Origin of the sequence: Iocasia fonsfrigidae (genome assembly GCF_017751145.1) — a bacterium.
Classification (GTDB): Bacteria; Bacillota; Halanaerobiia; order Halanaerobiales; family DTU029; genus Iocasia; species Iocasia fonsfrigidae.
In genome coordinates, this window is sequence record NZ_CP046640.1 from 2,169,774 (window position 1) to 2,195,827 (window position 26,054).

Consider the following 26,054-nt stretch of genomic DNA (forward strand, 5'->3'; position numbering starts at 1 on the left):
TCTACATCTTCTAAAATAATCCTGCTAAAATAATAATTAAAACCCCAAGTATCCAGCAGTAATAAGCAAATACCATTAAACTGCCTTTTTTTAGGACATGTAATAGATATTTTATAGCTAGATAACCTGTAACAGCTGCCACAACAGCTCCCGTAATAATCAATGCCCAGTTGCTACCAGCAAATCCATTATCAAGGAGTTCTTTAAGTTCCAACATTCCAGCCCCCAATATAACAGGAATAGATACCAGAAATGAATATTTAGCTGCCAATTCCCTGTCAAAGCCCTGAAAAATAGAGGCTGTAATGGTTGTACCAGAACGGGAAATACCTGGGATAATAGCTAATCCCTGGGCAATACCAATAATAACAGCATTATGTTCTTTCATATCTGCTAATCCCTTTCTACTAACAGCAAATTTCTCTACAAGATAAAGAAATAACCCTGTAATTAATAACATAAAACCAACATTTAAGACTGAAGAAAAAAGCCCTGTAAATAAGTCTTTTAAAAAAAAACCCATTAAACCAGTTGGTATAATCCCAACAATTATTAAGTAGCTAAGTCTTCTCTTCTCTTTTTTTAATAATAGAATGTCTTTTACTTCCTGCCAGTAAATAATCAAAATTGGAATAACCGTACCAATATGCAAAAAAATATCAAGGGTTAATTGCCCCTCGTTAATACCAAATAAATTCTGTAAAATCACTAAATGTCCTGAACTACTAATCGGTAAAAACTCTGTTATTCCCTGAACAATACCAATTATAACTACATTAATTAAATTCATCCCTTTTCCCCCCCTATAAATCTAACAAACGAATTAAAAACCGGCAAAAAAACAAATAAATTAAATATATTAAAAATAGTGTGTGCATTAGCTATCTGTCTTATCAAGCTAGTACTGGTCAGATTAATAAAATAGACAAATTTATCAAACACAGGTAATAATAAAACCACACCAATAATATTAAAGATAAAGTGTCCATTGGCCAGTATTTTAGCTTCTCTTTCACAGTTTATACTGGCAAGATAGGCAGTAATACATGTACCAATATTACTACCCAGAGCAATAGCTATAGCAGCAGGTAAGGTAATTAAATTAGCCACCGCTAAACTAACAGTTATCCCGGTAACAGCACTACTACTTTGAATAACAGCAGTGATCATCATCCCTAATAAAATATTTAATAATACATTATTCCCACTCTTAATCAATAGATATTTAATAAAAACTGCTACCTCTTCACGTTGAAAAAAAGCTGACATCATATTCAAACCAGCAAAGATAATGCCAAAGGAAATTAAAATAAACCCCAGCATTTTTATTTTATTGAATGTTAAACACCCCAGTATAATTAAGAATAGACCCAGTATAATTAAATAAGGATAGGTATTCAAGACAGGAAATGATATAAGTTGCACAGTAAAGGTGGTACCTATATTCGCCCCCAAAAGGATAGCTAGAGCCGATTTTACTGATATCAAACCACTTTCCAGAAGACTTATTAAAACAATTGAAACAGCACTACTACTCTGTAAAATAGCTGTTACAATAATACCAGTGAAAATACTGCTAGGTAGATTACTAGCTAGTTTATGTAATATACCCTCAAAGCCAGCCGAAGAAATTAATTCTACTCCTTTTTTAGAACCCTCAAGTCCAATTAAAAATAAAAAAAGACCCAACAAAAAAATATGCATAGTTATATCAACACCCTTATTTTACTAATAATATAACTATGCTTCTTATATTAATTTTATCATTCTATACTTTACAATTGCAAGCTGTTTTTTAAAATACAGCCTGGTGCAAGGTCATTGCGCAAATATATCTCCGGATTACTACTTATAACCCTGTCTATTTTAACATTATTATCGTTCAGCCTCCTTACCTGAAGTATAACCCCCTCACTGGTAGTAAACTCCTCATATTTTAATTCAGTTTCATCCCATTCATTAAAAACAACATCTGCTGGATAAATAGAGTAATTAATCATTATGCAAACCCTCTTCCCTGGTATTAATCATATAGCGAAGTCTTTCTAGAGCCTGGTTTAAACCACCTACTCCATCAATTATACCAGAATTTACAGCCTCCTCACCTACCAACACTGTTCCCACATCCCTGACCAGTTCTCCTGTTTGGAACATTAAATGGCGAAAATCATCATCTGTAATACGTGAATGCCTGGTAACAAAACTAATAACCCTATCCTGCATTTTATCTAAGTATTCATAGGTCTGAGGAACACCAATAACCATACCTGTCAAGCGAATAGGGTGTACTGTCATACTGGCTGTTGCTACAATTAATGAATAATCTGTAGCAACTGCAATAGGAACCCCTATACTGTGCCCCCCTCCTAAGACTATGGATACTGTTGGCTTATTCATACTGCTTAACATTTCTGAGATTGCTAGACCAGCTTCTATATCACCACCAACTGTGTTGAGGATTACTAATAATCCCTTTATATTAGGGTTTTCCTCTACTGCTACTAATTGAGGAATAATATGCTCATACTTGGTTGTTTTATTCTTGGGTGGTAAAACAAGATGACCCTCTATTTGGCCTATAATAGAAATAGTATGTATATCACTTTTTACAGGGAGAGGTGGAGTGTTTTCCCCCAGTTGTTGAATAGATTTCATTGTATTTTGCTCCTGATTATTTTTGTTTCCTGATTTATCAGGTAAACCACCTGGCTCAAATTCTCGATCTGGTTGACCTGGGGAAGTAGCAGGTGAAAATTCTTCTTTTGAATACTCTCTATTATTATTCATAACTCAAAACACTCCTTAAGTGAAAATTATTTTTTAATCTATGCTCCATTTAAAGATTATTATCTCTAAACAAAAATAATAATATGTATTATTCTATATTTATTATCAAGAAAACCTATTATCCTAAGCCAGGCATTTGAGTTTTTGAAGGTATGATAAACCATTGCTATAGACATTTCCTTCAGGGCTGTTATATTAGAAATTACTTAATAAGCTTACCAATCAATTCTTTAATAGAATCAATCCCCTTATCTATTAAATAGGCTTCCAGTTCATCAATAATTTTTAGAGCTGCATCAGGATTAATCAAGGTAGCAGTTCCTACTGCTACAGCACTGGCACCAGCCATAATAAACTCAAGGGCATCCCGGGCAGTCATAATACCCCCCATCCCTATAATAGGGATATCAACCACCTGAGCAACCTGATAAACCATCCTTAAGGCTACTGGTTTTATTGCGGGGCCAGATAATCCCCCAAAGGTATTGCCTAGAACCACAGCCTGTTTATCAATATCTATAGCCATCCCCAGTAATGTATTTATCATTGAAATAATGTCTGCCCCACCTTCTTCAACAGCCCTGGCAATAGCCGTAATATCGGTAACATTGGGAGAAAGTTTCACAATAACTGTTCCTGGGTAATTTTCCTTAACAATTCTGGTAACCTTATAGACTAATTCCTTATTAGTACCAAAGACCATCCCACCACCTGCAATATTTGGACAAGATACATTAACTTCCAGGGCAGCAAACTGGGGATAAGGAGCTAATCTTTCAGCTAGATAGGCAAAATCATCAAGTGAATGACCAGAGATATTAACGATTACAGGCAATTGATAGGCATCAATAATTTCTAATTTTTCTTCAATAAACTTATCAATCCCTGGATTCTCTAAGCCAATAGAATTCAATAAACCGGCAGGGGTTTCTGTAATACGGGGAGTAGGATTACCTCTGGATGGTTTAACAGTAATCCCTTTAACAGTAAGGGCCCCAAGCCTTTCAATGTCAAAATAATCCTGTAATTCTTTACCATTACCACAGGTTCCAGAAGCAGTTATCAGGGGGTTTTTTAATTTAAGAGAGGAAAGTGTTACCCCAAGGTCTACTTTAGTCATTAAAAACCACCTCCTCTAATGAAAATACAGGTCCTTCTTTACAAACACGTTTATTACCACTCTTTGTCTGACAGACACAGGAGAGACAAACGCCGATTCCACAGCCCATCCTCTCTTCCAGGGAAAACTCACCAATCATATTTCTTTTAGTGGCTATTTTTTGTATTTCCTTCAACATTGGCTCAGGTCCACAGGAATAAAGATAATCCCCCCTGCTCCCTTTACTCTTCCATATATCAAGTACAGTACCTTTAAAACCACTACTACCATCTATAGTTGCATAGTTTACAGCAACACCCAACTCACTAATTTTATTATATAAATACATAAACTCATTTTTACTTTTGGCACCTATAAAAACATTAACTCTACAATCTTTATATATTTGTTTTAATAAATAATATATAGGGGCAATTCCCATACCACCACCTAAAAGGGTAACCTCTTTATTTTGAGTAAGTGTAAAACTATTACCGAGCGGCCCCAGTATATCTACTTCTGTCCCTTCTTTAAAATCTGCTAAAATACTTGTCCCACGCCCTACTACCCTGTATAGAAAAACCCATCTCTTTTTTTGATAGTTAACATCATGAATACTTAAAGGGCGGCGTAACAGGGGATCAAATCCCTGTGAAGATAATTTGAAATGAAAAAAATTACCAGGTCGTACTCTATTATAATTGTGTGGTGCAAATACTTCCAGCAAAAAATAATCTGGTCCTATCTGTTCATTCCTTACTATTTTATATAACATAAAAAATACCCCCTTTTAATTATCATACAAAATCCTGGCTTCACCATTCATATTATTATAAACAATATTTCCCTTTACAACTGTTAAAACCACTCTGCCCTGTAGAACATTATTAGCAAAAGGAGTATTCTTACCCCTGGATTTCATTTTTTCTTTAGAAACTTTCCAGCTTATATCAGGATCGAAGACTGTTATATCTGCAGTTGAACCCTTTTTTAACCCTCCGTGTTTGATACCTAGTATTTCAGCTGGACCATAGGCCATAAAATCAAGCAATTCCTCCCATGTAAATACATTCTTATCAATAAAATTATCATAAAGGAGAGAAAGGGCTGTCTCCAGTCCTGAAATACCAAAAGAAGCCAGGTCATACTCACCCAATTTATCCTCATAAGTATGTGGTGCATGATCAGTAGCAATTACATTAATTATTCCATCTTTTAATCCCTTACACAATGCCTTTCTATCTCTATCACTCCTTAGAGGGGGGTTAACTTTTGTATCAGGGTTATATCCTTTAACCTTCTGGTCAGTAAGGAGTAGGTGGTGTGGGGTTACCTCTGCTGTAATTTTCAGGCCCCTTTTCTTAGCATCTCTGAGCAGTTCTACTCCCCTGGCAGTACTCAGATGGGCAATATGCAAATGGGCTCCGGTCATTTCAGCCAGGATAATATCCCGGGCAATCATAACCTCCTCCGCTGCTGCTGGTATTCCTTTTAAGCCTAGTATTGTAGAGTAATATCCCTCATGCATTACACCATCACCAGCCAGGTTTTTATCTTCACAATGGCTAATTACTGGCAGAGAAAAACTACTGGCATATTCCATTGCTCTACGCATTATTTCACTATTCATAACTGGATTACCATCATCAGATATTGCTTTAACACCTGCTTCAGATAAAAATCCTATTTCAGCAAGTTCTTTTCCTGATGAACCTTTTGTAATACTGCCAATTGGTATTACATTTACCACTGCCTCTTTAGCCCTGGCTTTTATATACTCTATAGTTGCCTGATTATCTGCAACAGGATTAGTATTAGGCATACAGGCAATAGTTGTAAAGCCCCCTGCTGCTGCTGCTTCACATCCCGTTTTAATTGTTTCCTTTTCTTCAAAACCAGGTTCCCTTAAATGGGTATGCATATCAATTAATCCTGGTAATAAAATCTTTCCCTTCAAATCAATTATCATACAACCTTCCTGATTTATTTCCTTTTTAATTGCTACTATTTTATCAGCATCCAGTAGTAAATCATACTTACCTGCCAAATCATTTGAAGGATCAATTATAAAAGCATTTTTAAACAATTTTTTCATCTTCATTATTCCTCCCTACCAAGAGATATAAAAGAGCCATCCTGACTGCCACACCATTTGTTACCTGTTCGGTAATTACTGAACTATTACCATCTGCTACAGCACTCTCAATCTCTACGCCTCGATTCATTGGTCCCGGGTGCATAACCAGGATATCATCATTATTTATTCTCTCCTGGTTAATACCATAAAAATGTCGGTATTCATTAATAGAAGGGAATAAACCCCTGGCCTGTCTTTCTAACTGAATACGCAGGATATTGATTACATCAATACCCTCTAAGGCCTTGTCCAGGTCTGTATATCTTTTAACACCCATTTTCTCTATCTCAAGCGGTAATAATGTTGCAGGACCTGCTACCCTAACCTCAGCACCCATTTTCAATAAACCCCATATGTTTGAACGGGCAACCCGGCTGTGGGCAATATCACCTATAATTAAAACCTTTAAACCCTTTATCTTACCCTTTTTTTCCCTGATTGTATATAAATCCAGTAAAGCCTGTGTTGGATGGGCATGTGCCCCATCACCGGCATTAAGTACACTGGCTCTAATATTATTAGCTAGAAATTCAGCAGCCCCAGGAATGCTATGTCTGATCACAACAACATCGGCCCCCATAACTTCCAGTGTTTTAGCAGTATCAAGTAATGTCTCACCCTTCATAACACTACTGGTACTCTTAGAAATACTCATAACATCAGCACTTAACCTTTTAGCTGCCAGATCAAAAGAAGACTTTGTTCGGGTACTCGGTTCAAAAAATAGATTTACTATTGTCTTACCCCGCAGGGTTGGAATTTTTTTAACACTCCTGGTAAAAATCTCTTTCATGGCTTCACTTGTATCAAGTATTTCCTTAATCTCAGCCCCACTAATAATATATAAACCAAGCAGATCCTTTCTTTTCAGCGGCATATTTTCATCCCCCTTATAATTTTATTATGAACAAACTGGCCTAACAACCGTCCAGGCTTAATGAACAATTATTAGTGTTTTCTTAGAACCACTTTTTACACGAAGTTAAATAAATCAGACAAATATATTTGTCGGTCTTCAAAGTTAAAGTTTATCCTCAACTATAACATAAACAAAACCCCCTTACTAAATTAGTAAGGAGGTTATTATTCACCGATCAATAAATAAATATTAAAATCAGTTTAACTCATATAGGCCCCTTACTAACCTCTCTGGATTAGTTTAAAAGGTATATTTGATTTCTTTAAATATATCAAAAATATAAAACTAAGTCAATTAATATCTTTAGCGTTTTTAAAACTTCTTAATCTATCTAAAAAAACACAGCAGGCTATACTATAGCCTGCTGTGTTTTTTCTTAAACTTGCATAATTATAGGAAGTATCATTGGTTTGCGTTTGATTTTCTTGTAAATATAATCATTAAGTGTATCACGAATTTTGTTCTTCAATACTGACCATTCTGTTACATTATTTTTTTCGCATTCTTTAAGAGCTTCTTCAAGGCGAGAAGTAGCTTCAGCAATTAACTCTTCTGATTCCCTGATATAGACAAATCCACGGGTAACAATATCCGGACCAGAGAGAATTGTTCCATGCTGGTCTATAGTAACCACTACAATTAAAATACCATCTTCAGATAGTAAACGCCTATCTCGTAAAACAATATTCCCCACATCACCAACACCTAGACCATCAACAAAAATATGGCCTGCATTAACACTTTCGCCCTGTTTAATCTCATTTTCAGTAAAAATAATTCTATCACCATTATCTGCAATATATATATTTTCTTCAGGTATTCCAGAACTTTTTGCTAATTCAGCATGGCGGAAAAGATGTCTGTATTCACCATGAGTAGGTATAAAATACCTTGGTTTTACAAGATTAAGCATTAATTTCAATTCTTCTTGACTGGCATGTCCTGATACATGGACACCTGAAACATCCTCATATATTACATTAGCCCCCCTCTTGAAGAGCTGATTAATGGTTTGACCAATCAGCTTTTCATTGCCAGGGATAGCAGAGGCAGAGATAATAACTGTATCACCATTACGTATATTTATGTGATAATGGTCACCACGCGCCATTCTGGTTAAAGCAGCCATAGGTTCTCCCTGGCTACCGGTAGTAAGCAATACCAATCTATTGTCAGGCAGATCAGAACAATTACGTATATTAACAATCATATCCTCTGGTATTGTTAAATACCCTAAATTTCGTGCTATTTCTACATTATTAATCATACTCCTCCCTGTAAAAGCTACCTTCCGGTTATATTTACAGGCAGAATTAACAATCTGTTGTACACGATGAATATTTGAGGCAAAAGTCGCTACCACTATCCGCTCCCTGGCTCCCCTAAATATCTCATCAATTGTATTACCAACAACCTGTTCAGACATAGTAAAACCTTCCCTCTCAACATTTGTACTATCAGAAAAGAGGGCTAAAACACCTGGTTTACTATCCCCTAACTCAGCTAATTTATGAAAATCAGCCACTTCACCATCTATTGGTGTCTGATCAAATTTAAAATCACTGGCATAAATAATCGGACCCAGTGGGGTATGAATTGCTAAAGCACATGTATCTGCAATACTATGATTAACCCGGATAAAATCAACTTTAATATTGCCAACAGATACAGAACGTCCTGGATTAACTACTTTTAAGCGGGAGTCTCTCAGGAGATTATGTTCCTTCAGCTTCCCTTCCAACAAACCTAAAGTAAGTCTTGTGCCATATACGGGTACATTTAGTTCTTTTAACAGGTAGGGTATTGCACCTATGTGGTCTTCATGTCCATGTGTTAACACAATACCCTTAACACGATCACTATTTTCTCTTACATATGAAAAATCAGGGATTACCAGATCAATACCTAATAAATCATCCTCTGGAAACATAACACCTGCATCTATAATTAGTATTTCGTCCCCAATTTCTACTAGATACATATTCTTTCCAATATCACCTAACCCACCTAAGGGAATCATTGTAACATCCTTTATTCTATTGTTTTTTGACATTAATAAAAAAAAACACCTCCATAAATATTTGCACAAACCATAAATAACTTCCTAAAATCACCCGTTCAATTACCCGTTGTTTATATTATATCCTCTTATTAGAAAAAAAACAAGGATTAAAACAAAATAAGCCTGTCTTAAAGATATAATATCTAGTCTAAATTATTTACAACAAAAGATGGGTAAACAAAAATCCCATCTTTTTGTTAAACCATGATATTAAATTAGGTTTAAATCCTGCAGAATCTGATTAAGCTTTCTATTTTCGTCAGCTGTTAAATTTACCAGTGGTGGACGGACCCCTCCAACATTCATTCCTATCATATTTAAAGCAGCTTTTACTGGAATAGGATTAGTATTTATAAAAACACCTGAAAAAATAACCCCAAGGTATTTATTTAATTCAATTGCTTTTTCTATTTTTCCAGCCTTAAAGGCAGTAACCATTTTCTTTATTTCGTTACCAACTAGATGTGCAGCCACACTTATAATACCTTGCCCACCTACCGAAAGCGTTGGTAAGGTAAGTCCATCATCACCACTATAGATATAAAAATCATCTGGTAGGGTTCTACATAGTGTCGATACCTGTTCTAGGTCTCCACTGGCCTCTTTAATAGCAATAATATTATCAATCATAGCAAGCCTTTGAACTGTATCCACTTCAATATTACGTGATGTTCTTCCTGGTACATTATAAAGAATAATCGGCAAACTGGTTTCAGCAGCTATTAGCTTAAAGTGTTTATAAAGACCATCCTGTGGTGGTTTATTATAATAAGGTGTTACCAGCATAATTCCATCTACACCAATTTCCTCAGCCTTTTGGGTTAGTCTAATACTATCACTTGTTGAATATGAGCCTGTTCCTGCTACAATTGTTGAACTGTCACCAATCTCATCCACAACTGTTTTAAGTATTTCTACCTTTTCTTCAAAACTTAAAGTCGGCACTTCCCCGGTTGTTCCCAGTACAACCAATCCATCAGAACCATTATTAATCAGATGTCTTGCCAGTTTACGTACCATATCATAATCTACAGTTAACTCTTCAGTAAAAGGTGTCACCATTGCCGTTAATACATCACCAAAATGTTTCATTATAAATCTCCCCCAATTAAAACTAATTGAATACCTTGTTTTATAATTATTTTTATTCCCTTTATCTAACACCTGGAATAATTACTATACAATATTATACCGCTAAGAAACTAATTGTTCAATTCGAAAGCATCATGTAAAAGATTTAAGGCCTTTTTCTCCTCTGTCTTTTTCAAGAGGCAGGAAATGGTTGTGTGTGAGTCTGTTGTTTGATATATGGCAATACCCTTTTCACTTAAAGATTTAACCATTTTAGCCAGAACTCCAGGTCTACCTGTCATTCCTCCACCAACCACTGATACCTTAACAAAATCACTACCTATTTTAAACTGAAAATTATTTTCTAATAATAATTTATTAACCTTATCTTTATAACTAGCTTCAATCACAAAAGAGAGTCCGTCTGGTCTAATATTTATAAAATCAACACTAATACCATGATCAGCCAGTATATTAAAGACCAAAAGTCCTGTAGCATATTCAGCAGGTTTTTTAGGATTAATCCTGACAAAAGCAATATTATCCCTGCTGGTAACTCCGGTAACCGGATGATCACCTTTAATACCTCGTAAAGCACGGTTATGAATCAATGTCCCTGCACCCTTATCAAAGGTTGATTTAACTTTGATCGGAATTCCTTCTTTCATAGCAATTTCTGCCGCTCGCGGGTGAATTACCCTGGCCCCTTGGTAAGCCAGTTCACAGACCTCATTATAACTAACCTGATCAATAATTTTAGCATTATCAACCATATTAGGATCAGCAGTCATCACACCAGCAACATCAGTATATATTTCAACATATTCAGCAGCAATTGCGGCAGCAATAACAGTGGCAGTTGTATCACTTCCACCCCTGCCAAAGGTAGTTATATCACCACTTGTAGTAATACCTTGAAAACCAGCTATTACAGGAATTTTATCCTCTTTGATTATTGATAATACCCTTTCAGGATTAACTATTTTAATTTCTGATTCACCATAATTATCATCAGTAATTATTCCAGCCTGTGCACCAGTAAGTGCTACAGCAGCTATTTTAGCCTTACACAATGTCTGAACCATTATTACTGTAGAAATTATTTCACCACAGGCCATCAATAAATCTTTTTCCCGGGGTTCTAGCTCAAAATAAGCATTTTCTGCCATTTGAATAAGGGTATCGGTGGCATACGGTTTTCCTAATCTCCCCATAGCAGAAACCACCACCGCTGGTTTGTAACCATTTTCTATAGCTTTTTTTATATGGCCGACAACCAATTCCCTTTTGGCAGCAGTATCCAGTGATGTACCGCCGAATTTTTGAACAATTCTTTTCATTATATTCCCCCTGTTAAACCAGGTTATAAGATAATATTTAAAAAAATTCTAACAGAGTTTATTTTCTTTAAAAAACTACTTTGTTTTATTTTACCATAAACATAGTATATATTACAATTACAATCCCCTATATTCTATTAAAACTGGCTGTATTTGTTTATCTTCAAGGGCATATTCTGCCGCATCTTTTACTAAATCAAACCTGGCATTTAAAGAATTCTTTTTTTGTACTGGATTATCCTGACCAAACGGTACAAAGAAGACATTTCTGGTATTTAGTAATATTCCAAGGTTTTTAGCGTTTAATCCAAGACCATCATTTGTTGCAATAGCCAGCAAAACAGGTCTTTCATTCCTGAGCTGGGCTTTTGCAGCCATAATTACTGTTTCGTCAATTATCCCATTAGCCAGTTTAGCCATGGTATTACCTGTACAGGGCGCAATAATTAAAAGGTCCAGCAGTTCTTCTGGCCCAATTGGTTCTGCCTTTACAATAGAGTTAATCAAAGGCTTTTCAGTTATATCAAGAACAGTATTAACCCATTTACTAGCAGGACCAAACCTGGTATCACAATTTAAAATAGCATCTGATAATATAGGTGTTACTTCTGCACCATTTTCTATGAATTCTTCCAAAACTGGAATAACTTTATCCAGGGTGCAGTGAGAACCGGTTAGTGCAAAACCAATTCTTTTACCATTAATCTCCAACAAACACACCTCCTCTAAGCCTAATAACCAATTATATACCCTGCCTTTACAGGTCACTTAATAAACCAGGAAGAATATCTGCCAGGATTTTACCAGCAGTAACTGGTGCTATTTTGCCAGGAAGGCCGAGGGCAAGGATGGCTTTGATACCTGCTTTTTCAGCTTCTGTAAAATCTGTGCCTCCAGGGGCTGATGCCAGATCAATAATTACAGAATCTTTCTTTAGTAAAGATATTATCTCTTTACTTATTATCCGGACAGGTACTGTATTAAAAAGAATATTCGTATCAGAAATAATACCATTTAATTCTTCATAAGCAAACATCTTGATACCAAGGTCTTTCCCTCTTGCAGCAGCTTTTCTATCCCTTGTTACAGCATATGATTCAGCGCCAAGCATTCTTAACCGCCATGCCAGGGTAAGGCCGACTTTTCCAAGACCAAAAACAAGTGTTCTGCTATTATACAAAGTATAGTCCGTTTCTTCAATAGCTATTTTAATTGCACCCTCTGCAGTTGGGATGGCATTTAAAATTGCAAGGTCTGCCTGTCTGGCTAATTCAATATAATTTACACCAGCAAATTCAAGCTCTTTCTTAATAGATGGACGGGCTATTCCTATAATAAAGGGTTTTTGAGGACCTAATAAACTAAAAAAATTTCTATCTAATTTAATACTTCTATTATCAAATGTTGACTTGAGATACCCTTCATGATCTGTACTTGACATGGGAGCAAGTACGGCATCAACATCACTTATTACCTCTTTAAGATCATTAAAATATTTAACCGCTTTTGTATCTAAAGCGTTTTTTTTTAATACCTTAAATGTAAAGCCTTGTTGAGCAAGATTATCTATTAATACCTCTTCTCTTTTATCTCCACCAATTACACCTATTCTAATAATTAATCCCCCTTCCTAAATCAATAAAACTTAAGGAATACAATATACTATATGAAATAAACCTAAACTAAGTGATAAATTATCTATATTAATCTAAAACCTTTTCTAGACCATATACTAAACCCTTTATACCCATTACCTTATCTAAAGCAAGTTTTACCCCTGGCATAAATGACTTTCGATTATAAGAATCATGCCTGATAGTTAAACTCTGTCCTTCTGTGCCATAAATTACTTCCTGATGAGCAATAAGTCCAGGCAAACGTACACTATGTATTTTAATACCATTGCTATCTCCACCACGGGCCCCGGGAAGTTTCTCTATTTCATCTATATTATTTTGCTGATTGCTAATCCTGTTATAATTAATAAGTTCTGCTGTTTTAACTGCCGTTCCTGAAGGGGCATCAACTTTCTGATCATGATGTAATTCAATTATTTCAACATTATTTAAGTATTTAGCCGCTTCTGCTGCAAACCTCATCATTAAAACTGCCCCAATAGCAAAATTAGGAATTATTAAAGCTGCCACATCATTGTCACAGGCTAATTTATCAATTCTTTGTAAATCAACTTCTGTTATACCGGTAGTTCCAACAATCATATTGATACCATTTGATAAACCTAGCTCAATATTATCCATGACAACTGCTGGTGTTGTAAAATCTATAATAATATCTACTTCCCTTTTCTTTATACTGCTTAATAAATCTCCTTCAATTATTACTTCAGGTCCCGGAAGAGATAATAATTTCTTTATATCCTTACCTTCATTATTTTTATCACAAACACCTACTAATTCATCTGCTGTATCATTTACAATAGTCTTAACCACTTCCTGTCCCATTCTACCACATGCACCATTTACCAGGACTCTTTTATTCATTATTATTTCCCCTTTCATAAGATATATCTTTTACTGTATATACATTATAACATTTTATTATCTCAAATCCACTTAAAATAGACTATGATTGATAATATTTTTATTCAACAAAATTAAATATCAAATATAATTAACATAAATTCCCCATTATTTTCGTATAAAAGGACATTAAAAACATCAAACTAGAAAATAGAAAACCAAAAGGAGGTTACTATGTCTGAAGAAAAAAAAGAAATAGCCTATTTTTGTATGGAATATGGACTTGATGAAAAATTACCACTGTATGCTGGTGGACTTGGCATACTGGCCGGTGATTATTTGAAAGCCGCCAGAGACTTAAATAGCCAAGTTGTAGGGATCGGAATCTTATGGTGGCAAGACTATACAACACAATTAATCAATCATGAAGGATATCCCTATGACACATACCCCACCCATAACTATAATAATCTTGTAGAAGATACAGGATTATCTGTTTCAGTTGAGATTGCTGGAAATAGTGTTGAATGTAAAATTCATAAAGTTGAAAAACTTAATAATGCCCCTCTTTACCTACTTGAAACAGGAAGACCTGATAGTAAATATGGATGGATAACAGATAAACTATATGCAGGTGATAATTATAATCGAATAGCCCAGGAAATTGTTTTGGGGATTGGAGGTGTCAGGGCCTTACGAAAACTAGGCCTTAAAATAGACAAATATCACTTTAATGAAGGCCATGCCGCCTTTGCCGGTCTAGAACTAATCAGGGAAAAAATACATAACGGCCAATCTTTTGAACAAGCACTTAAAGAAACCCAGGAAGAAATAGTCTTTACAACACATACACCAGTACAGGCAGGTAATGAATCTCACGACCTGAACCTACTTATGGAAATAGGGGCAAATAATGGTCTTGGTTACGAACAATTAAAGCTCATCGGTGGTGAGCCATTTAACATGACAGCATCCTGTCTCCATATGTCCAATATTGCAAATGGTGTATCACAATTACATGGCAAAACTGCCACAGATATGTGGGCACATCTAAACAATTCAGCCCCTATCATTTCCATTACCAATGGCGTCCATCGTAAAACCTGGCAAGATAAAAATATCAATAAGGCATTCCCCAATAATAATGATATCTGGTCTGCCCACTATCAGAACAAGAAAAAACTAGTTGATTATATAGCCCAAAAAACAGATGCCCGAATGAATCCAGATAATCTGATAATTGGGTTTGCACGTCGTGCTGCACCATATAAAAGAAGTGAACTAATATTCAGAGATACTGATGAGATTGATGACCTCTTACAAACCGGCAAAATTCAACTGGTTTTTTCTGGTAAAGCCCATCCAAATGACCATTATGGCAAAGATATAGTAGCAACACTGGTCGCCATGGATAAAAAATATAGAGATAATGTGGCCTTTCTGGAAAATTATAATATGGAAATTTGCCGTTATCTAATTCAAGGAAGTGACGTCTGGCTGAACAACCCTAAAAGACCCATGGAGGCAAGTGGAACATCAGGAATGAAAGCTGCCATGAATGGAGTGCTTAATCTAAGTGTTCTGGACGGTTGGGTAGCCGAAGGACCTGAACATGGTATCAACGGCTGGATACTTGATGAAGAATTCCCCAACCTAGATGAAAAGTTATCTGAAGATGAAAAAGATTTATTAGCCCTCTATAATATTTTAAGGAATGACATTATACCAATCTATTATGATGATAGAGATAGATGGGTCAGAATGATGAAAGAAAGTATTGCCATGTCACAGGATAGATTCTCTGCCCAAAGAATGCTTAAAGATTATAGTCAAAAAATGTATAAAAAGGCCGAACCTGCCCTGGTTTAAATGGGCAGTTCTTCGGCTCCCTTTTTCATTTTGCCAAAATAATTTGTTCCAAAAATACCAGTAATAATTAAACAGGCACCAAACGCCTGATACCAGTAAAATGACTCACCCCTAAAAACAACCCCGGCCAGTATTGAAATTACTGTTGTTAAATTGGCAAAAACCGCCGAACGAGCTGCTTCTAATCTTGATAATGTATAATTCATCATAAAGTAAGCCAACACCGAAGAAAATGCCCCTAAATAAAAAACAACAACAAAAAGAGGCCATTCCCTAACAGGTCTTATTATTTGATATAAACTGTAATTATATTTTAAAATCATAAGTAATGTAAAGAATATAGCACCTGTCCACATCATTATAAATGTTATCTCAACAGGCTTAAATTGTAAAGAAAGGAAGCGCGATAAAATATCTTTCCATTATCTCACTCTTTCTAATTAATTTGCAGGGGGCCAGGGGCCGTAGTATTGATAATACTGACACTCTATACCCCCATTATATAATTTTCTTCTCTTACTTGCCTTTTTACCAAATTCCTTCTCAAAATCATCATAAGAAGTCAAAATATAAAATGACCATGTATCAAGTCCCAGGAATATTTTCCCCATCTCATTACATAATTTTCTAACCTCTTTTTTTTCATTTAAACGCTCCCCATAAGGGGGATTTGTAATAATATACCCATACTTTCTATTTGTACTAAATTCACTAAAAGGCTTCTGCTGAAAATGTATTATCTCAGCCAGACCTGCTTTATCTGCATGGTAACGAGCAATACCAGCAACATTTCCATCTATATCTGTCCCCATAATCATCCGGGGATTGCATTTTTTCTTAACTAACTCCCCGGCTTCTTCACGGGCTCTCTGCCAGATTTGATCAGGAATTATCGGCCACTCCTCAGCAGCAAACTCCCTCATTAAGCCAGGGGCCATATTTTTAGCCATCATGGCCGCTTCTATCACAATAGTACCCGAACCACAAAAGGGGTCTATTAATACTCTATCTTCATCCCAGCGACTTAATTTTATCATAGCAGCAGCCAGTGTTTCCTGCAAAGGGGCAGCAGTAGATAATTCTCTATAACCCCTTTTATGGAGCCCTACACCACTACTATCAATTGTCAAGGTTACCCTATCTTTCATTAAAGCGACCTGAATAGGATATTCTGGTCCATCTTCAGGAAACCATTGCTTATGATATTTCTCTTTCATATTATCAACAATGGCTTTTTTTACAATTGATTGGCAACTCGGCACACTATGAAGGGTGGACTTCACCGATTTCCCCGTAACAGGGAATTTAGCATTTTCGGGTAACCACTGGGACCAGGGTAATAACCTGGTCTTATCATATAACTCATCAAAATCAGTAGCATAGAATTCCCCTAACTTAAGTAAAACTCGCTCAGCACAGCGCAGCCAGATATTGGCCCGGGCAACAGCTGATAAATCACCTGTAAACTCAACCCGTCCATTTTCAACATTCGTTAATTGATATCCAATTTCTTTAACTTCATCTTTAACTAATGACTCAAGCCCAAAGGTAGTAGTTGCAATTAAATTTACTTCTTCGCCTTTATACAAAAAATCACCTCTATAACTAATTTGTATTCTTTGGATTAATAATATGCTTACAACAACTAACTTAACTTTAAGTTTTCTTTGTAACAAAAATATTAGTAAAAACATATCCTATATGGTAAATTAAATTTTTCATATTTTGGAGGAAGGTAATGGCTAACTATTTTCTTATTGGTTTAGTTGCTTTTTTATGTGAATCAATAGACTCTTCACTTGGCATGGGCTATGGTACACTATTAACACCTATCCTGCTTTTTATGGGCTATGAACCACTCCAGATTGTGCCTTTAATACTACTCTCAGAGTTTATCACTGGAATACTATCTGCCTTTATGCATCACAAAATAGGAAATGTAAATCTACAGCTTGGCTCTAAAGGCTTTAGAATAGCCCTTATCCTGGCAGTTTGTAGTATAATTGGTACAGTTATTGCTGCATTTTGTGCCCTATCGATCAATCCAAGAATTATTAAAGGATATATTGCCTTTCTTTTAATGCTAATAGGGGTTTTAGCCTATATCTGCAGTCATAAACAAGGTGATTTTTCCTGGTCTAAAATATTTATTCTGGGGATTATAGCCTCATTTAATAAAGGGCTTAGTGGTGGGGGATATGGACCATTAGTAACTGGTGGTCAGTTGGTCTCAGGTTTAGATAGCAAAAAGGCTGTTGGTATCACTTCATTATCAGAAGGGCTAACTTGTCTAATAGGAATTATAGCTTATTTCACCCTTGACGCTAAAGACCTTGACTGGCTACTCGGTACGGCCCTAATTATAGGAGCACTACTCTCAATCCCTATTTCAGTAAATATAGTTAAAAAAATAAAAGAAACCTATTTCAAAAAAATAATATCTGGATCAGTTCTTTTATTAGGGTTGTTTACCTTTATTAAAACGTTTAATCACCTTATTTCTTATCAAAACCTCCCTATCATTATAGCAAGTATCATCATTACTATTCCCTTTGCCTATTACTTTGGACAAAAAAACATTCTAAACAGCAAACAGATATATCATGACAACTAGTATTTAACAGTAAATTTCTCAAACTTATCCTGATAATCTTCTTTTCTAATTTCAATATTTTCTACCCGGGCCCATCTTGGGCCTTTTTTAGCCAGTTTTATTAAACTGGTTACCTTATCTTCCCCACCACTAAAAACCGCCTCAACCTTTCCATCATAAGTATTTTTAACCCAACCATTTACCCCGTTTTTCCTGGCATGTTGTAGTATAAAGGCCCTGAAGCCGACACCTTGAACCCGCCCAGAAATATATAAGTGCCGGCGTACAAAGCTCTGCATATTATCCCTCCAATTATTATTTCTTCTCAATGATATAATTCGGAATTGTAAAAGACTCCCCGGCAGCAGCAATTATATTCTTTCTACCAACCCTGGTATATAAACCTTGTAATAAACCGTTATAACTAAATAAACCAAGGAGATATCCATATCTCTCAATTAATAGTTTGCCCTCTTTTTCAGAGATCATTTCTCTGCCAGGTATTTCAACAAACTCCTGCAGCAAGTAATCTCTGCTCCTTACCCTTGCTACAATATCCTGCCATTTAAAATTACTAAAATCTCTTCCAGCATAAACTCCCTTACCAGCAAAACGGTCAAATGGTTTTAAGATATATTTGTTTTTATTGTCTAACAAGCTATCCATTACTTTACTGTTGGCATCAGCTATTACAGCTGTATAAGGTATATACCTCTTTATAAAGTCATACTCCTGCTCAGTCAAAAAATCAACCTTCTTTTTATCATGTAATATAGCAAAAAACAATTTATTATGGATTATTTGAGAGACCAGACCACCCACAACGCAAACAGCTCCATCCTTATAAGCCTTTATAAAATCAGTAATTGATTTACTTTCCTCTATTAATCTACCAGTAGTTGCACGACGGTATATTAAATCTATCTCTATATTCTTGTAATATAATTTACCATTAGTATAGTTAAAATCACGGGGGTCACAAATTACTGTCTGGTAACCAGCTTGAATAAATCGCTTTTGAAATTCCTTAAACTCATAGATTGTCCCTTCACCATCAAAATCCATAATAGCAATATTAGGCCTGTCCTTCTTATTTTTACCTTCAGCAAATATGCGGTAGTTTTTTATAATCGTATCTAACCAGGAATAAAAAAGTTCAAAACCTGTTAATTGATAATTTTTCTTTATTATATTGAGTGCTTTAGCATCAAGCATAACTTTCTGTAATACCCTTACTTCATTCATGGCCGATGCACCATCAGTATTCAATTCGCAGAATTTTACACTAGCATCAGGCTGATAAAAAATATCGAACCTCCCCATTGGTATATCTACACCATATCCTGGTTCAACAAGTAAAAGTTCTTCCATTAGTTCCGGAAAGGCAAAATAACTTCTAAATTTAGCACTATTCCTATACTCATTAATAACCTTTTTAATTATCCTGTTTAAAATCATTAATAGATTCTCAAAACCTCTAACTTCCTCTTTAGTAAAAAATAATGGCTGATATAAAAAATCAACTGGCTCCCCCTTGTAAATAGCAGTAGAGTTTTTTACCCTTTCTTTAAGAAACTGATAATCCTTATAATAATTTTCAATATCACCTTTAACCACTCTAAGATATTCATCTATTAGATTATTTGCCTGCAATTATTTCACCCTTTTTAAATAAATTTATAATATACAATTACTTAAATCCAATTTACTATCTAATCCATCTTTAAATAGTAATTCTTTGATTGTTACTTTTCTCTCTAATAGTCTATACAAAGGGAAAAGATACTCCCTTTCTTCAATACCAAGACCATTAACAGCTAGTTCAAGTAATCCGCTAAACTTATTCAACAATGTTTCTCCATATATCTCCACATTAAGACCATGATTTCTTATTTTTTCCTTTATATCTAAAAAATCATCATAATTAATTGCTTTAAACTCCTTATATAATAACTCAAGATTTCTTTTATTATATAACAATCCCTTCCAGAAAACAATATAGGCTAAATTATAGGGATAAGGAAGAGCATCGGCAGCTCTTAACTCAATATATTTTTTAGCCCGCACATCAGGAAAAACCATTGATAAAAGGTGTTCTACTTCATCTGTATGCAGCTGATCATCACTATAAATCTCATTAGTAATTTTATTAGCAGTATAGAGGAGACAATCATTCCTTTTAATTATTATTGGAGGCATATTTAAAATAAAGTCAGCATAACTATCATACGCAAAATCATCAGCAAAAATTAGTCTATCCAGGTTACACCTTTTAAAATCACAATTATCCCAGATCAGAGAGCGAATACTCCCCTTTCTATTATATATAGAACCTTCAAAAACAGGACTATTATCAAAAATTTTATAAACCAGTGGCGATAAATAATAGGCCACAGACATTTTTTTTATAAAATCTTTTTCATTCCTGTAATCAAGATTTAATTGTAGAGATGCAGTACCTTTCATCATATTATGGGCATATTTACCTGTCTGCTTAAAGTATTGATACATATATCGATATCTTTCCTTGGGTAGTAAAGGAATATCTTTAATTTGACTAACTGGCTGATAACCCATTGCTAGCAGACACATATTCCTATCTTTTAAAATAGGTTTTATGTCATTTAAAAAATCCTGGTAGGTTAATTCTATCCCGGTCACAGTTAATTCAGGAAAAACACTTAACTCCAACTGCCCTCCTGGTTCCAGGGTAATATTAGCATTTTTTCCCTTAAGACCAATGAGGTTTTCCCCTTCATAAATCCCTTTCCAGGATAAAGAAATTAACTCCTTTAAAATGTCTTCAATCCCTTCTTTTTCATAATAGGATACAGCTCTATATGTATCTTTATGTAAAACAAAATGCTCTAACTCCATTCCAAGTCTGAAATCTTTTCTTTCCTTCTCACCAGAGTGAAAATATTTTATTATATAATCCCGATTACATTCTATCAAGTTTTTTGTCAGCATATTTTGATCCTTTCTCCATAAATTAATAACACTATTATGGTTTGCTTTACTATATTATATTATAGATAATATAATATATCCCTGCATAAGTAAATAAAAAGACAGAGATAATATTATTTTGTAAGTCTAATCACATATTTTTTTTACATATGATTATTATATTAGAAAAAAATTATGCTGTATTACTATCTATTAGCAAGCTTAGCATATTAAACATTGCCTGAATAACTAAAATAGGTTATAATTAAAAGAAAAATAAGTATAATATAAAATCAAATATTAGAAAGGAAAGAAAATGCATAATAAAATAATCATATTATCCATTGTATTAGTACTAATAGTATTATTTACACAAACAAGTCTGGCTGAGTTTAGTATTATATTAAACTTTGATGATGCTTACCAGGGAGTTTATGTCCATGCCTTTCAGGAGATGAAGAAATATAATATACCTGCTGTGGTCTTTGTAATCACCAAATATTTAGGTCACGAAAAACACCTATCCCTTAAACAGCTAGCAGAACTTAAGTCTGCTGGATGGGAGATAGGTTCACATACCATAAACCATTATGACCTTACTACTATCATCCCTGAATTCTTACATAAAGAAATAATAGATTCTAAACAGATACTTAAAAATAACAAATTAATAGATAATGACTTTGCAAGTTTTTGCAGTCCAAACGGAAAATGGAGTCCGACTATTGAAAAAATTGTATCTGCCAACTATACGATAGCACGTGGTGACAAATTATATATATTTAATAAAATACAGAACGAGGATATTATCCCCAAGGTAATAGTTAAAACCACATCCATAAACAGAGTTAAACAATGGATTGAAGAATATCAGAAAAAAAACCAGCCACTCATTTTAGTTTTTCATGAGGTGGCTGATGGAGGTAATGAATTTTTCTTTCCGCCCAGTAAATTTAAAGAATTAATTTTGTTATTAAAAGAATATAAGATATCCCTTTTTAAAGATTTAATATAAGTTAGTTACTTACTAAATAAAATACTATATTAAATTACTACTGCTTTTCTCATAAGGAACACCATCTGCAGCAGGGGCATTTGATTTTCTTATAAAGAGAACCAGTACCAGGAGAGTAATTATATAAGGCAACATTGAAAGCACCTGTGTTGGTACCACAACATTAGTCCTGCCCCCCATATAAACCGCCAGGCCTTCAGCGGCCCCAAACAATAAACATCCCCACATAATGCCCCGAGGCCTCCAATTGCCAAAGATCATTGCTGCCAGGGCAATATATCCCTGTCCAGAAATAAGTGTTGGGCTAAATAAAGATACCACCGCCAGACTCATAGAAGCCCCGCCAAATCCCGCAAAAACACCTGAAAGTGTTACACATATATACCTTAGCGCAAACACATTTATCCCCAGAGTATCTGCAGCCCTGGGGTGTTCACCAACTGCCCTTATCCTGAGACCAAATCTTGTTTTATAAAAAATAAACCAAACAATAAATATAAGAATAAAAGCCAGGTATACAGTTGCATATTGATTGAGGACCTGAGCAGCAAATGTATTTTCAAGAGAAAGACTTCTAAGAATCCCATTAAATGGTTTCGGCATTTTGCCTTCCATTGGTATAGGCTTAGTCATTGTTGCACCATTAAACATCAGACGGCTTAAAAACAAAGCAATACCAGGTCCAATAAAATTAATTGCAAAGCCTGATATAGTTTGATTACCAGCAAATGAAACACTGGCTACAGCATGAAGGAGTCCTAATAAACCAGAAGCAAAACCTGCCGCCAGAAAGGCGATCCAGGGGTTTCCAGAATAATAACCAACAGCAGCCCCAATAAAAGCCCCTAAATACATCATTCCTTCAAGCCCAATATTTATAACACCAGATTTCTCACTAATAACTCCACCCATTGCAGTAAACATCAAAGGTGCTGCATACATCAAAGCTATACCAATAATAAATCCAATATTAGTCAACATTATCTTCTCCTCCCATCTTACCCTTAGTAAAGGAAAATATAATAGCTAGCCTGGGGAATAGTGCGATGAGTTTTGGAACTGCAACAAAAAGTAGAATTACACCAACCATAATATCAATTATCTCTGTAGGTGCACCTAGGATATACTGTACTTTACCCCCTCCATAATTAAGGGCACTAAACAACAAACCTGCAAATATACAGCCAATAGGAGAACCTCCAGCAATTAACCCAACTGCTATACCATTAAAACCATAACCTTCCATAACAGAAAGAGTGGAAATTCTATGTGATATCCCCATAACCTGAATAGCACCTGCTATACCTGCAATCCCTCCTGCTATCATCATCGAGCTTACCAGACTTTTACTCACGTTTATTCCACCATATTCAGCTGCCTGCCGGTTATGACCTACTGAACGCAGTTCATAACCTAACACTGTTTTCCGAATAATATATGAAGCGATTACAGCTATTAAAATAGCTATTAAAATTCCCCAGTTCATCCTTGTTTTAAATATATCTTTGAAGAACAGATGCTCATTCAACCAGTTTATACCTTCTTTTGATTTTTTCCATACTTCTAAAACAATAATACTGGCTGACTGTTGTATATCATAAGTTGCCTCGGCATTTGGTTTTTTAAGACTATCTAATTGAACAATATAATTTAAGGAATAAAACGCTACCCAGTTTAGCATTATTGTTGTAATTACTTCGTTTATATCAAATTTGGCCTTAAGAAAACCAGCAATTCCCCCCCAAATACCTGCAGCCAGTCCAGCAACTACAATAATAAGAAAAACATGTATAAGATGAGGAAGATGAAGTAAATAACCTAAAATAGCTGCTGTAATAGAACCTATAATAAATTGACCCTCAGCACCAATATTAAAAAGACCAGTTTTATAGGCAAAAGCTATCGAAATACCTGTAAAAATTATCGGTGTACTATTGATAATAGTCTGCACTATATATTTAGGCTTATTAAAAACACCTAAAAACATAACTTTATAGGCTTCTAGCGGATTATATCCTGCAACTGCCAGGATTAATGCTCCAATGAAAAAACCCATCAGCAGAGAAATTATAGTCCTTCCAATATTACTGGAAAAAATTTTTTTATCCTTGAAAATTTTCATTATTTTCAGCACCTCCTCCAGCCATCATCAATCCCAGTTTATTTCTATCAGCAGTTTCAGCATCCACTACACCAACTATTTCTCCTTCATATATAACAGTAATACGATCAGAGATATTCATTATTTCTTCAAGATCAAGCGAAACAAGTAGCACTGCTTTCCCCCTATCCCGCTGCTCTAGCAGGGCTTTATGAACATATTCTATAGCCCCAACATCTAATCCTCTGGTCGGCTGAAAGGCTATTAACACATCCGGGTTATTTGATATTTCCCTTGCTATAATTACTTTTTGTTGATTCCCTCCTGAGAGTGAGCCGGCTAATAAAGATTCGTTCTGTGGACGAATATCAAACCTTGCTATTAATTCCTTAGAATAAGATAAAATATTATCATAATTTAAAATACCATTTCTGGAAAATGGTTCTTTAGCATAGTTTTCAAGAATCATATTTTCAGCAACAGACATATCAAGCACTAAACCCCTGTTCTGCCTATCTTCTGGTATTAGGGAAATTTTATTATCAATAACTTGTTTTGGTTTGTAATGTGTAATATCATTACCATTCATCATGATTTTACCTGAAACAACAGGTCTCAACCCTGTTATAGCTTCCACAAGTTCTGTTTGACCATTACCATCTACCCCTGCAATACCAAGGATTTCTCCCTGCTGGATGCTTAAAGATAAATTATTGACTATTGAAATACCTCTATTATTGTTAACATTAAGCTTTTCTATACTTAGAACTGTTTTACCAGGTTTTCTTTTCTTTTTGGAAACTCTAAAATTCACTTCCCTACCTACCATCATTTTAGCAAGTTCTTCTTCTGTTGTATTATTAACCTCTACAGTATCAATCTTTGTCCCATTTCTTATTATTGTACAATAATCTGCTATCATTTTAATTTCTTTAAGTTTATGTGTTATTATTATCATGGTTTTACCTTCACTGCTAAGATTTTTGATTATTTTCATGAGTTCCTGAATTTCCTGTGGTGTCAGAACTGCTGTTGGTTCATCTAAAATTAAAATATCAGCTCCCCTGTATAAAGCCTTAAGTATCTCAACACGCTGTTGCATTCCAACTGAAATGTCCCTTATTTTAGCTTCAGGTTCAACATGCAGACCATACATTTCAGAAAGTTTTAATACTTTCTTGCTGGCAGTTTCTAAATCTAAACACCCATTTTTTATTATTTCACATCCAAGTATAATATTTTGAACTACAGTAAAAGGTTTAACTAACATAAAGTGTTGATGTACCATTCCAATACCATGTTCTATAGCAATATTGGGACTATTTACATTAACTTCTTCCTCTTTAATAAAAATCTTTCCATCTGTCGGTTGAAACAACCCATAAAGGATATTCATCAGGGTTGTTTTTCCAGCCCCATTTTCTCCCAGTAATGCATGTACTTCACCCTTATGTACTGTTAAATCAACACCATCATTAGCTTTTAACTCTCCGAAAATCTTGGTAATCTTCTTCATCTCTATAACCTTAGTGGTAAAATCAATACCTTCCAAAAAAATTACCTCCTATTATTAACAAAGTAGCTCAAACCCCTGTCTGAGCTACTCTGTTAAATTGAGTAATTATACAATTA

At 34.9% G+C, this 26,054-nt stretch carries 25 protein-coding genes; 3 read left to right on the forward strand and 22 right to left on the reverse strand.

Features of this window, described 5'->3' with window-relative positions:
• Window positions 1-10: 10 nt before the first annotated feature.
• The 14 genes from GM661_RS10405 to dapB form a co-directional block, all read right to left on the reverse strand.
• On the reverse strand, window positions 11-790 hold the full coding sequence (locus GM661_RS10405; protein ID WP_230866797.1) for an undecaprenyl-diphosphate phosphatase: 780 nt from the start codon (window positions 788-790) through the stop codon (window positions 11-13).
• Window positions 787-1,704 carry a Na/Pi cotransporter family protein gene (locus GM661_RS10410; protein ID WP_230866798.1) on the reverse strand — a complete coding sequence of 306 codons (918 nt, stop codon included), beginning with the start codon at window positions 1,702-1,704 and terminating at the stop codon, window positions 787-789. Before GM661_RS10410 ends, GM661_RS10405 begins: the two co-directional genes overlap by 4 nt.
• Before the next feature lie 71 nt (window positions 1,705-1,775).
• Window positions 1,776-2,000, reverse strand: a complete 225-nt coding sequence (locus GM661_RS10415) for a YlzJ-like family protein (RefSeq protein ID WP_125990568.1) — start codon at window positions 1,998-2,000, stop codon at window positions 1,776-1,778.
• The gene (locus tag GM661_RS10420; protein ID WP_230866799.1) at window positions 1,993-2,787 is read right to left on the reverse strand and encodes a ClpP family protease; all 795 of its coding nucleotides are present in this window, start codon (window positions 2,785-2,787) and stop codon (window positions 1,993-1,995) included. The genes GM661_RS10415 and GM661_RS10420 overlap by 8 nt, the downstream gene beginning before the upstream one ends.
• Before the next feature lie 202 nt (window positions 2,788-2,989).
• Window positions 2,990-3,907 (reverse strand): dihydroorotate dehydrogenase, encoded by a 918-nt coding sequence (locus GM661_RS10425; RefSeq protein WP_125990570.1) that lies wholly within the window; start codon window positions 3,905-3,907, stop codon window positions 2,990-2,992.
• A complete protein-coding gene (locus GM661_RS10430; RefSeq protein WP_230866800.1) occupies window positions 3,900-4,661 on the reverse strand; it encodes a dihydroorotate dehydrogenase electron transfer subunit in 762 nt (253 codons plus the stop codon). The genes GM661_RS10425 and GM661_RS10430 overlap by 8 nt, the downstream gene beginning before the upstream one ends.
• A 15-nt stretch (window positions 4,662-4,676) precedes the next feature.
• On the reverse strand, window positions 4,677-5,981 hold the full coding sequence (locus tag GM661_RS10435; protein ID WP_230866801.1) for a dihydroorotase: 1,305 nt from the start codon (window positions 5,979-5,981) through the stop codon (window positions 4,677-4,679).
• Complete coding sequence (locus GM661_RS10440) at window positions 5,965-6,900, reverse strand: aspartate carbamoyltransferase catalytic subunit (protein ID WP_230866802.1); 936 nt, start codon at window positions 6,898-6,900, stop codon at window positions 5,965-5,967. Before GM661_RS10440 ends, GM661_RS10435 begins: the two co-directional genes overlap by 17 nt.
• 418 nt (window positions 6,901-7,318) lie before the next feature.
• A complete protein-coding gene (locus GM661_RS10445; protein ID WP_230866803.1) occupies window positions 7,319-8,995 on the reverse strand; it encodes a ribonuclease J in 1,677 nt (558 codons plus the stop codon).
• A 219-nt stretch (window positions 8,996-9,214) separates the two neighbouring features.
• Window positions 9,215-10,099 carry a 4-hydroxy-tetrahydrodipicolinate synthase gene (gene dapA / locus GM661_RS10450; protein WP_407929662.1) on the reverse strand — a complete coding sequence of 295 codons (885 nt, stop codon included), beginning with the start codon at window positions 10,097-10,099 and terminating at the stop codon, window positions 9,215-9,217.
• 107 nt (window positions 10,100-10,206) lie between these two features.
• Window positions 10,207-11,415, reverse strand: a complete 1,209-nt coding sequence (dapG, locus tag GM661_RS10455; RefSeq protein WP_230866805.1) for an aspartate kinase — start codon at window positions 11,413-11,415, stop codon at window positions 10,207-10,209.
• 117 nt (window positions 11,416-11,532) lie between these two features.
• Complete coding sequence (locus tag GM661_RS10460; RefSeq protein ID WP_164522258.1) at window positions 11,533-12,126, reverse strand: dipicolinate synthase subunit B; 594 nt, start codon at window positions 12,124-12,126, stop codon at window positions 11,533-11,535.
• Between the two features lie 46 nt (window positions 12,127-12,172).
• Complete coding sequence (gene dpsA, locus GM661_RS10465; RefSeq protein ID WP_330165251.1) at window positions 12,173-13,033, reverse strand: dipicolinate synthase subunit DpsA; 861 nt, start codon at window positions 13,031-13,033, stop codon at window positions 12,173-12,175.
• Between the two features lie 85 nt (window positions 13,034-13,118).
• Entirely contained in the window at window positions 13,119-13,916 is a 798-nt protein-coding gene (gene dapB, locus GM661_RS10470) for a 4-hydroxy-tetrahydrodipicolinate reductase (RefSeq protein WP_330165205.1), read from the reverse strand.
• Between the two features lie 213 nt (window positions 13,917-14,129).
• Here dapB and glgP point away from each other — a divergent pair, with 213 nt between their 5' ends.
• Entirely contained in the window at window positions 14,130-15,764 is a 1,635-nt protein-coding gene (glgP, locus tag GM661_RS10475; protein ID WP_230866806.1) for an alpha-glucan family phosphorylase, read from the forward strand.
• Here glgP and GM661_RS10480 read toward each other — a convergent pair.
• Together GM661_RS10480 and GM661_RS10485 are read right to left on the reverse strand one after the other, a co-directional pair.
• Window positions 15,761-16,177, reverse strand: a complete 417-nt coding sequence (locus GM661_RS10480; protein ID WP_269059928.1) for a DMT family transporter — start codon at window positions 16,175-16,177, stop codon at window positions 15,761-15,763. The two genes, glgP and GM661_RS10480, sit on opposite strands and share 4 nt — an antisense overlap.
• Window positions 16,178-16,204: 27 nt before the next feature.
• Window positions 16,205-17,353, reverse strand: a complete 1,149-nt coding sequence (locus GM661_RS10485) for a THUMP domain-containing class I SAM-dependent RNA methyltransferase (RefSeq protein WP_230866808.1) — start codon at window positions 17,351-17,353, stop codon at window positions 16,205-16,207.
• 149 nt (window positions 17,354-17,502) lie between these two features.
• On the opposite strand from GM661_RS10485, the gene GM661_RS10490 reads away from it, so the two are divergent.
• The gene (locus GM661_RS10490; RefSeq protein WP_230866809.1) at window positions 17,503-18,378 is read left to right on the forward strand and encodes a sulfite exporter TauE/SafE family protein; all 876 of its coding nucleotides are present in this window, start codon (window positions 17,503-17,505) and stop codon (window positions 18,376-18,378) included.
• Here the strand turns inward: GM661_RS10490 and GM661_RS10495 are convergent.
• The 3 genes from GM661_RS10495 to GM661_RS10505 are packed head-to-tail and all read right to left on the reverse strand — an operon-like array spanning window position 18,375 to window position 21,327.
• Window positions 18,375-18,656, reverse strand: coding sequence for an acylphosphatase (locus tag GM661_RS10495; RefSeq protein ID WP_230866810.1), 282 nt, complete (start codon window positions 18,654-18,656; stop codon window positions 18,375-18,377). The genes GM661_RS10490 and GM661_RS10495 overlap by 4 nt on opposite strands.
• 16 nt (window positions 18,657-18,672) lie before the next feature.
• A complete protein-coding gene (locus GM661_RS10500; RefSeq protein WP_230866811.1) occupies window positions 18,673-20,010 on the reverse strand; it encodes an ATP-grasp domain-containing protein in 1,338 nt (445 codons plus the stop codon).
• A gap of 24 nt (window positions 20,011-20,034) precedes the next feature.
• Window positions 20,035-21,327, reverse strand: coding sequence for a glutamate--cysteine ligase (locus GM661_RS10505; RefSeq protein WP_230866812.1), 1,293 nt, complete (start codon window positions 21,325-21,327; stop codon window positions 20,035-20,037).
• A 295-nt stretch (window positions 21,328-21,622) separates the two neighbouring features.
• Here GM661_RS10505 and GM661_RS10510 point away from each other — a divergent pair, with 295 nt between their 5' ends.
• The gene (locus GM661_RS10510) at window positions 21,623-22,321 is read left to right on the forward strand and encodes a polysaccharide deacetylase family protein (protein ID WP_230866813.1); all 699 of its coding nucleotides are present in this window, start codon (window positions 21,623-21,625) and stop codon (window positions 22,319-22,321) included.
• Between the two features lie 24 nt (window positions 22,322-22,345).
• On the opposite strand, the gene GM661_RS10515 is transcribed toward GM661_RS10510, so the two are convergent.
• The 3 genes from GM661_RS10515 to GM661_RS10525 are packed head-to-tail and all read right to left on the reverse strand — an operon-like array spanning window position 22,346 to window position 25,938.
• Window positions 22,346-23,302 (reverse strand): ABC transporter permease, encoded by a 957-nt coding sequence (locus GM661_RS10515; protein ID WP_230866814.1) that lies wholly within the window; start codon window positions 23,300-23,302, stop codon window positions 22,346-22,348.
• Entirely contained in the window at window positions 23,292-24,443 is a 1,152-nt protein-coding gene (locus tag GM661_RS10520) for an ABC transporter permease (protein WP_230866815.1), read from the reverse strand. Before GM661_RS10520 ends, GM661_RS10515 begins: the two co-directional genes overlap by 11 nt.
• The gene (locus tag GM661_RS10525; protein ID WP_230869785.1) at window positions 24,424-25,938 is read right to left on the reverse strand and encodes an ABC transporter ATP-binding protein; all 1,515 of its coding nucleotides are present in this window, start codon (window positions 25,936-25,938) and stop codon (window positions 24,424-24,426) included. Before GM661_RS10525 ends, GM661_RS10520 begins: the two co-directional genes overlap by 20 nt.
• Window positions 25,939-26,054: the final 116 nt, after the last annotated feature.

Coding starts and splice junctions, on each gene's coding strand:
- GM661_RS10515 (WP_230866814.1), bottom strand. CDS start 23,302: ATGTTGACTAATATTGGATTTATTATTGGTATAGCTTTGATGTATGCA.
- GM661_RS10445 (WP_230866803.1), bottom strand. CDS start 8,995: ATGTCAAAAAACAATAGAATAAAGGATGTTACAATGATTCCCTTAGGT.
- GM661_RS10415 (WP_125990568.1), bottom strand. CDS start 2,000: ATGATTAATTACTCTATTTATCCAGCAGATGTTGTTTTTAATGAATGG.
- glgP (WP_230866806.1), top strand. CDS start 14,130: ATGTCTGAAGAAAAAAAAGAAATAGCCTATTTTTGTATGGAATATGGA.
- GM661_RS10430 (WP_230866800.1), bottom strand. CDS start 4,661: ATGTTATATAAAATAGTAAGGAATGAACAGATAGGACCAGATTATTTT.
- GM661_RS10420 (WP_230866799.1), bottom strand. CDS start 2,787: ATGAATAATAATAGAGAGTATTCAAAAGAAGAATTTTCACCTGCTACT.
- GM661_RS10510 (WP_230866813.1), top strand. CDS start 21,623: ATGCATAATAAAATAATCATATTATCCATTGTATTAGTACTAATAGTA.
- GM661_RS10520 (WP_230866815.1), bottom strand. CDS start 24,443: ATGAAAATTTTCAAGGATAAAAAAATTTTTTCCAGTAATATTGGAAGG.
- GM661_RS10525 (WP_230869785.1), bottom strand. CDS start 25,938: ATGAAGAAGATTACCAAGATTTTCGGAGAGTTAAAAGCTAATGATGGT.
- GM661_RS10410 (WP_230866798.1), bottom strand. CDS start 1,704: ATGCATATTTTTTTGTTGGGTCTTTTTTTATTTTTAATTGGACTTGAG.
- GM661_RS10405 (WP_230866797.1), bottom strand. CDS start 790: ATGAATTTAATTAATGTAGTTATAATTGGTATTGTTCAGGGAATAACA.
- GM661_RS10505 (WP_230866812.1), bottom strand. CDS start 21,327: ATGCTGACAAAAAACTTGATAGAATGTAATCGGGATTATATAATAAAA.
- dapB (WP_330165205.1), bottom strand. CDS start 13,916: ATGAATAAAAGAGTCCTGGTAAATGGTGCATGTGGTAGAATGGGACAG.
- GM661_RS10435 (WP_230866801.1), bottom strand. CDS start 5,981: ATGAAAAAATTGTTTAAAAATGCTTTTATAATTGATCCTTCAAATGAT.
- GM661_RS10490 (WP_230866809.1), top strand. CDS start 17,503: ATGGCTAACTATTTTCTTATTGGTTTAGTTGCTTTTTTATGTGAATCA.
- GM661_RS10425 (WP_125990570.1), bottom strand. CDS start 3,907: ATGACTAAAGTAGACCTTGGGGTAACACTTTCCTCTCTTAAATTAAAA.
- dapG (WP_230866805.1), bottom strand. CDS start 11,415: ATGAAAAGAATTGTTCAAAAATTCGGCGGTACATCACTGGATACTGCT.
- GM661_RS10440 (WP_230866802.1), bottom strand. CDS start 6,900: ATGCCGCTGAAAAGAAAGGATCTGCTTGGTTTATATATTATTAGTGGG.
- GM661_RS10495 (WP_230866810.1), bottom strand. CDS start 18,656: ATGCAGAGCTTTGTACGCCGGCACTTATATATTTCTGGGCGGGTTCAA.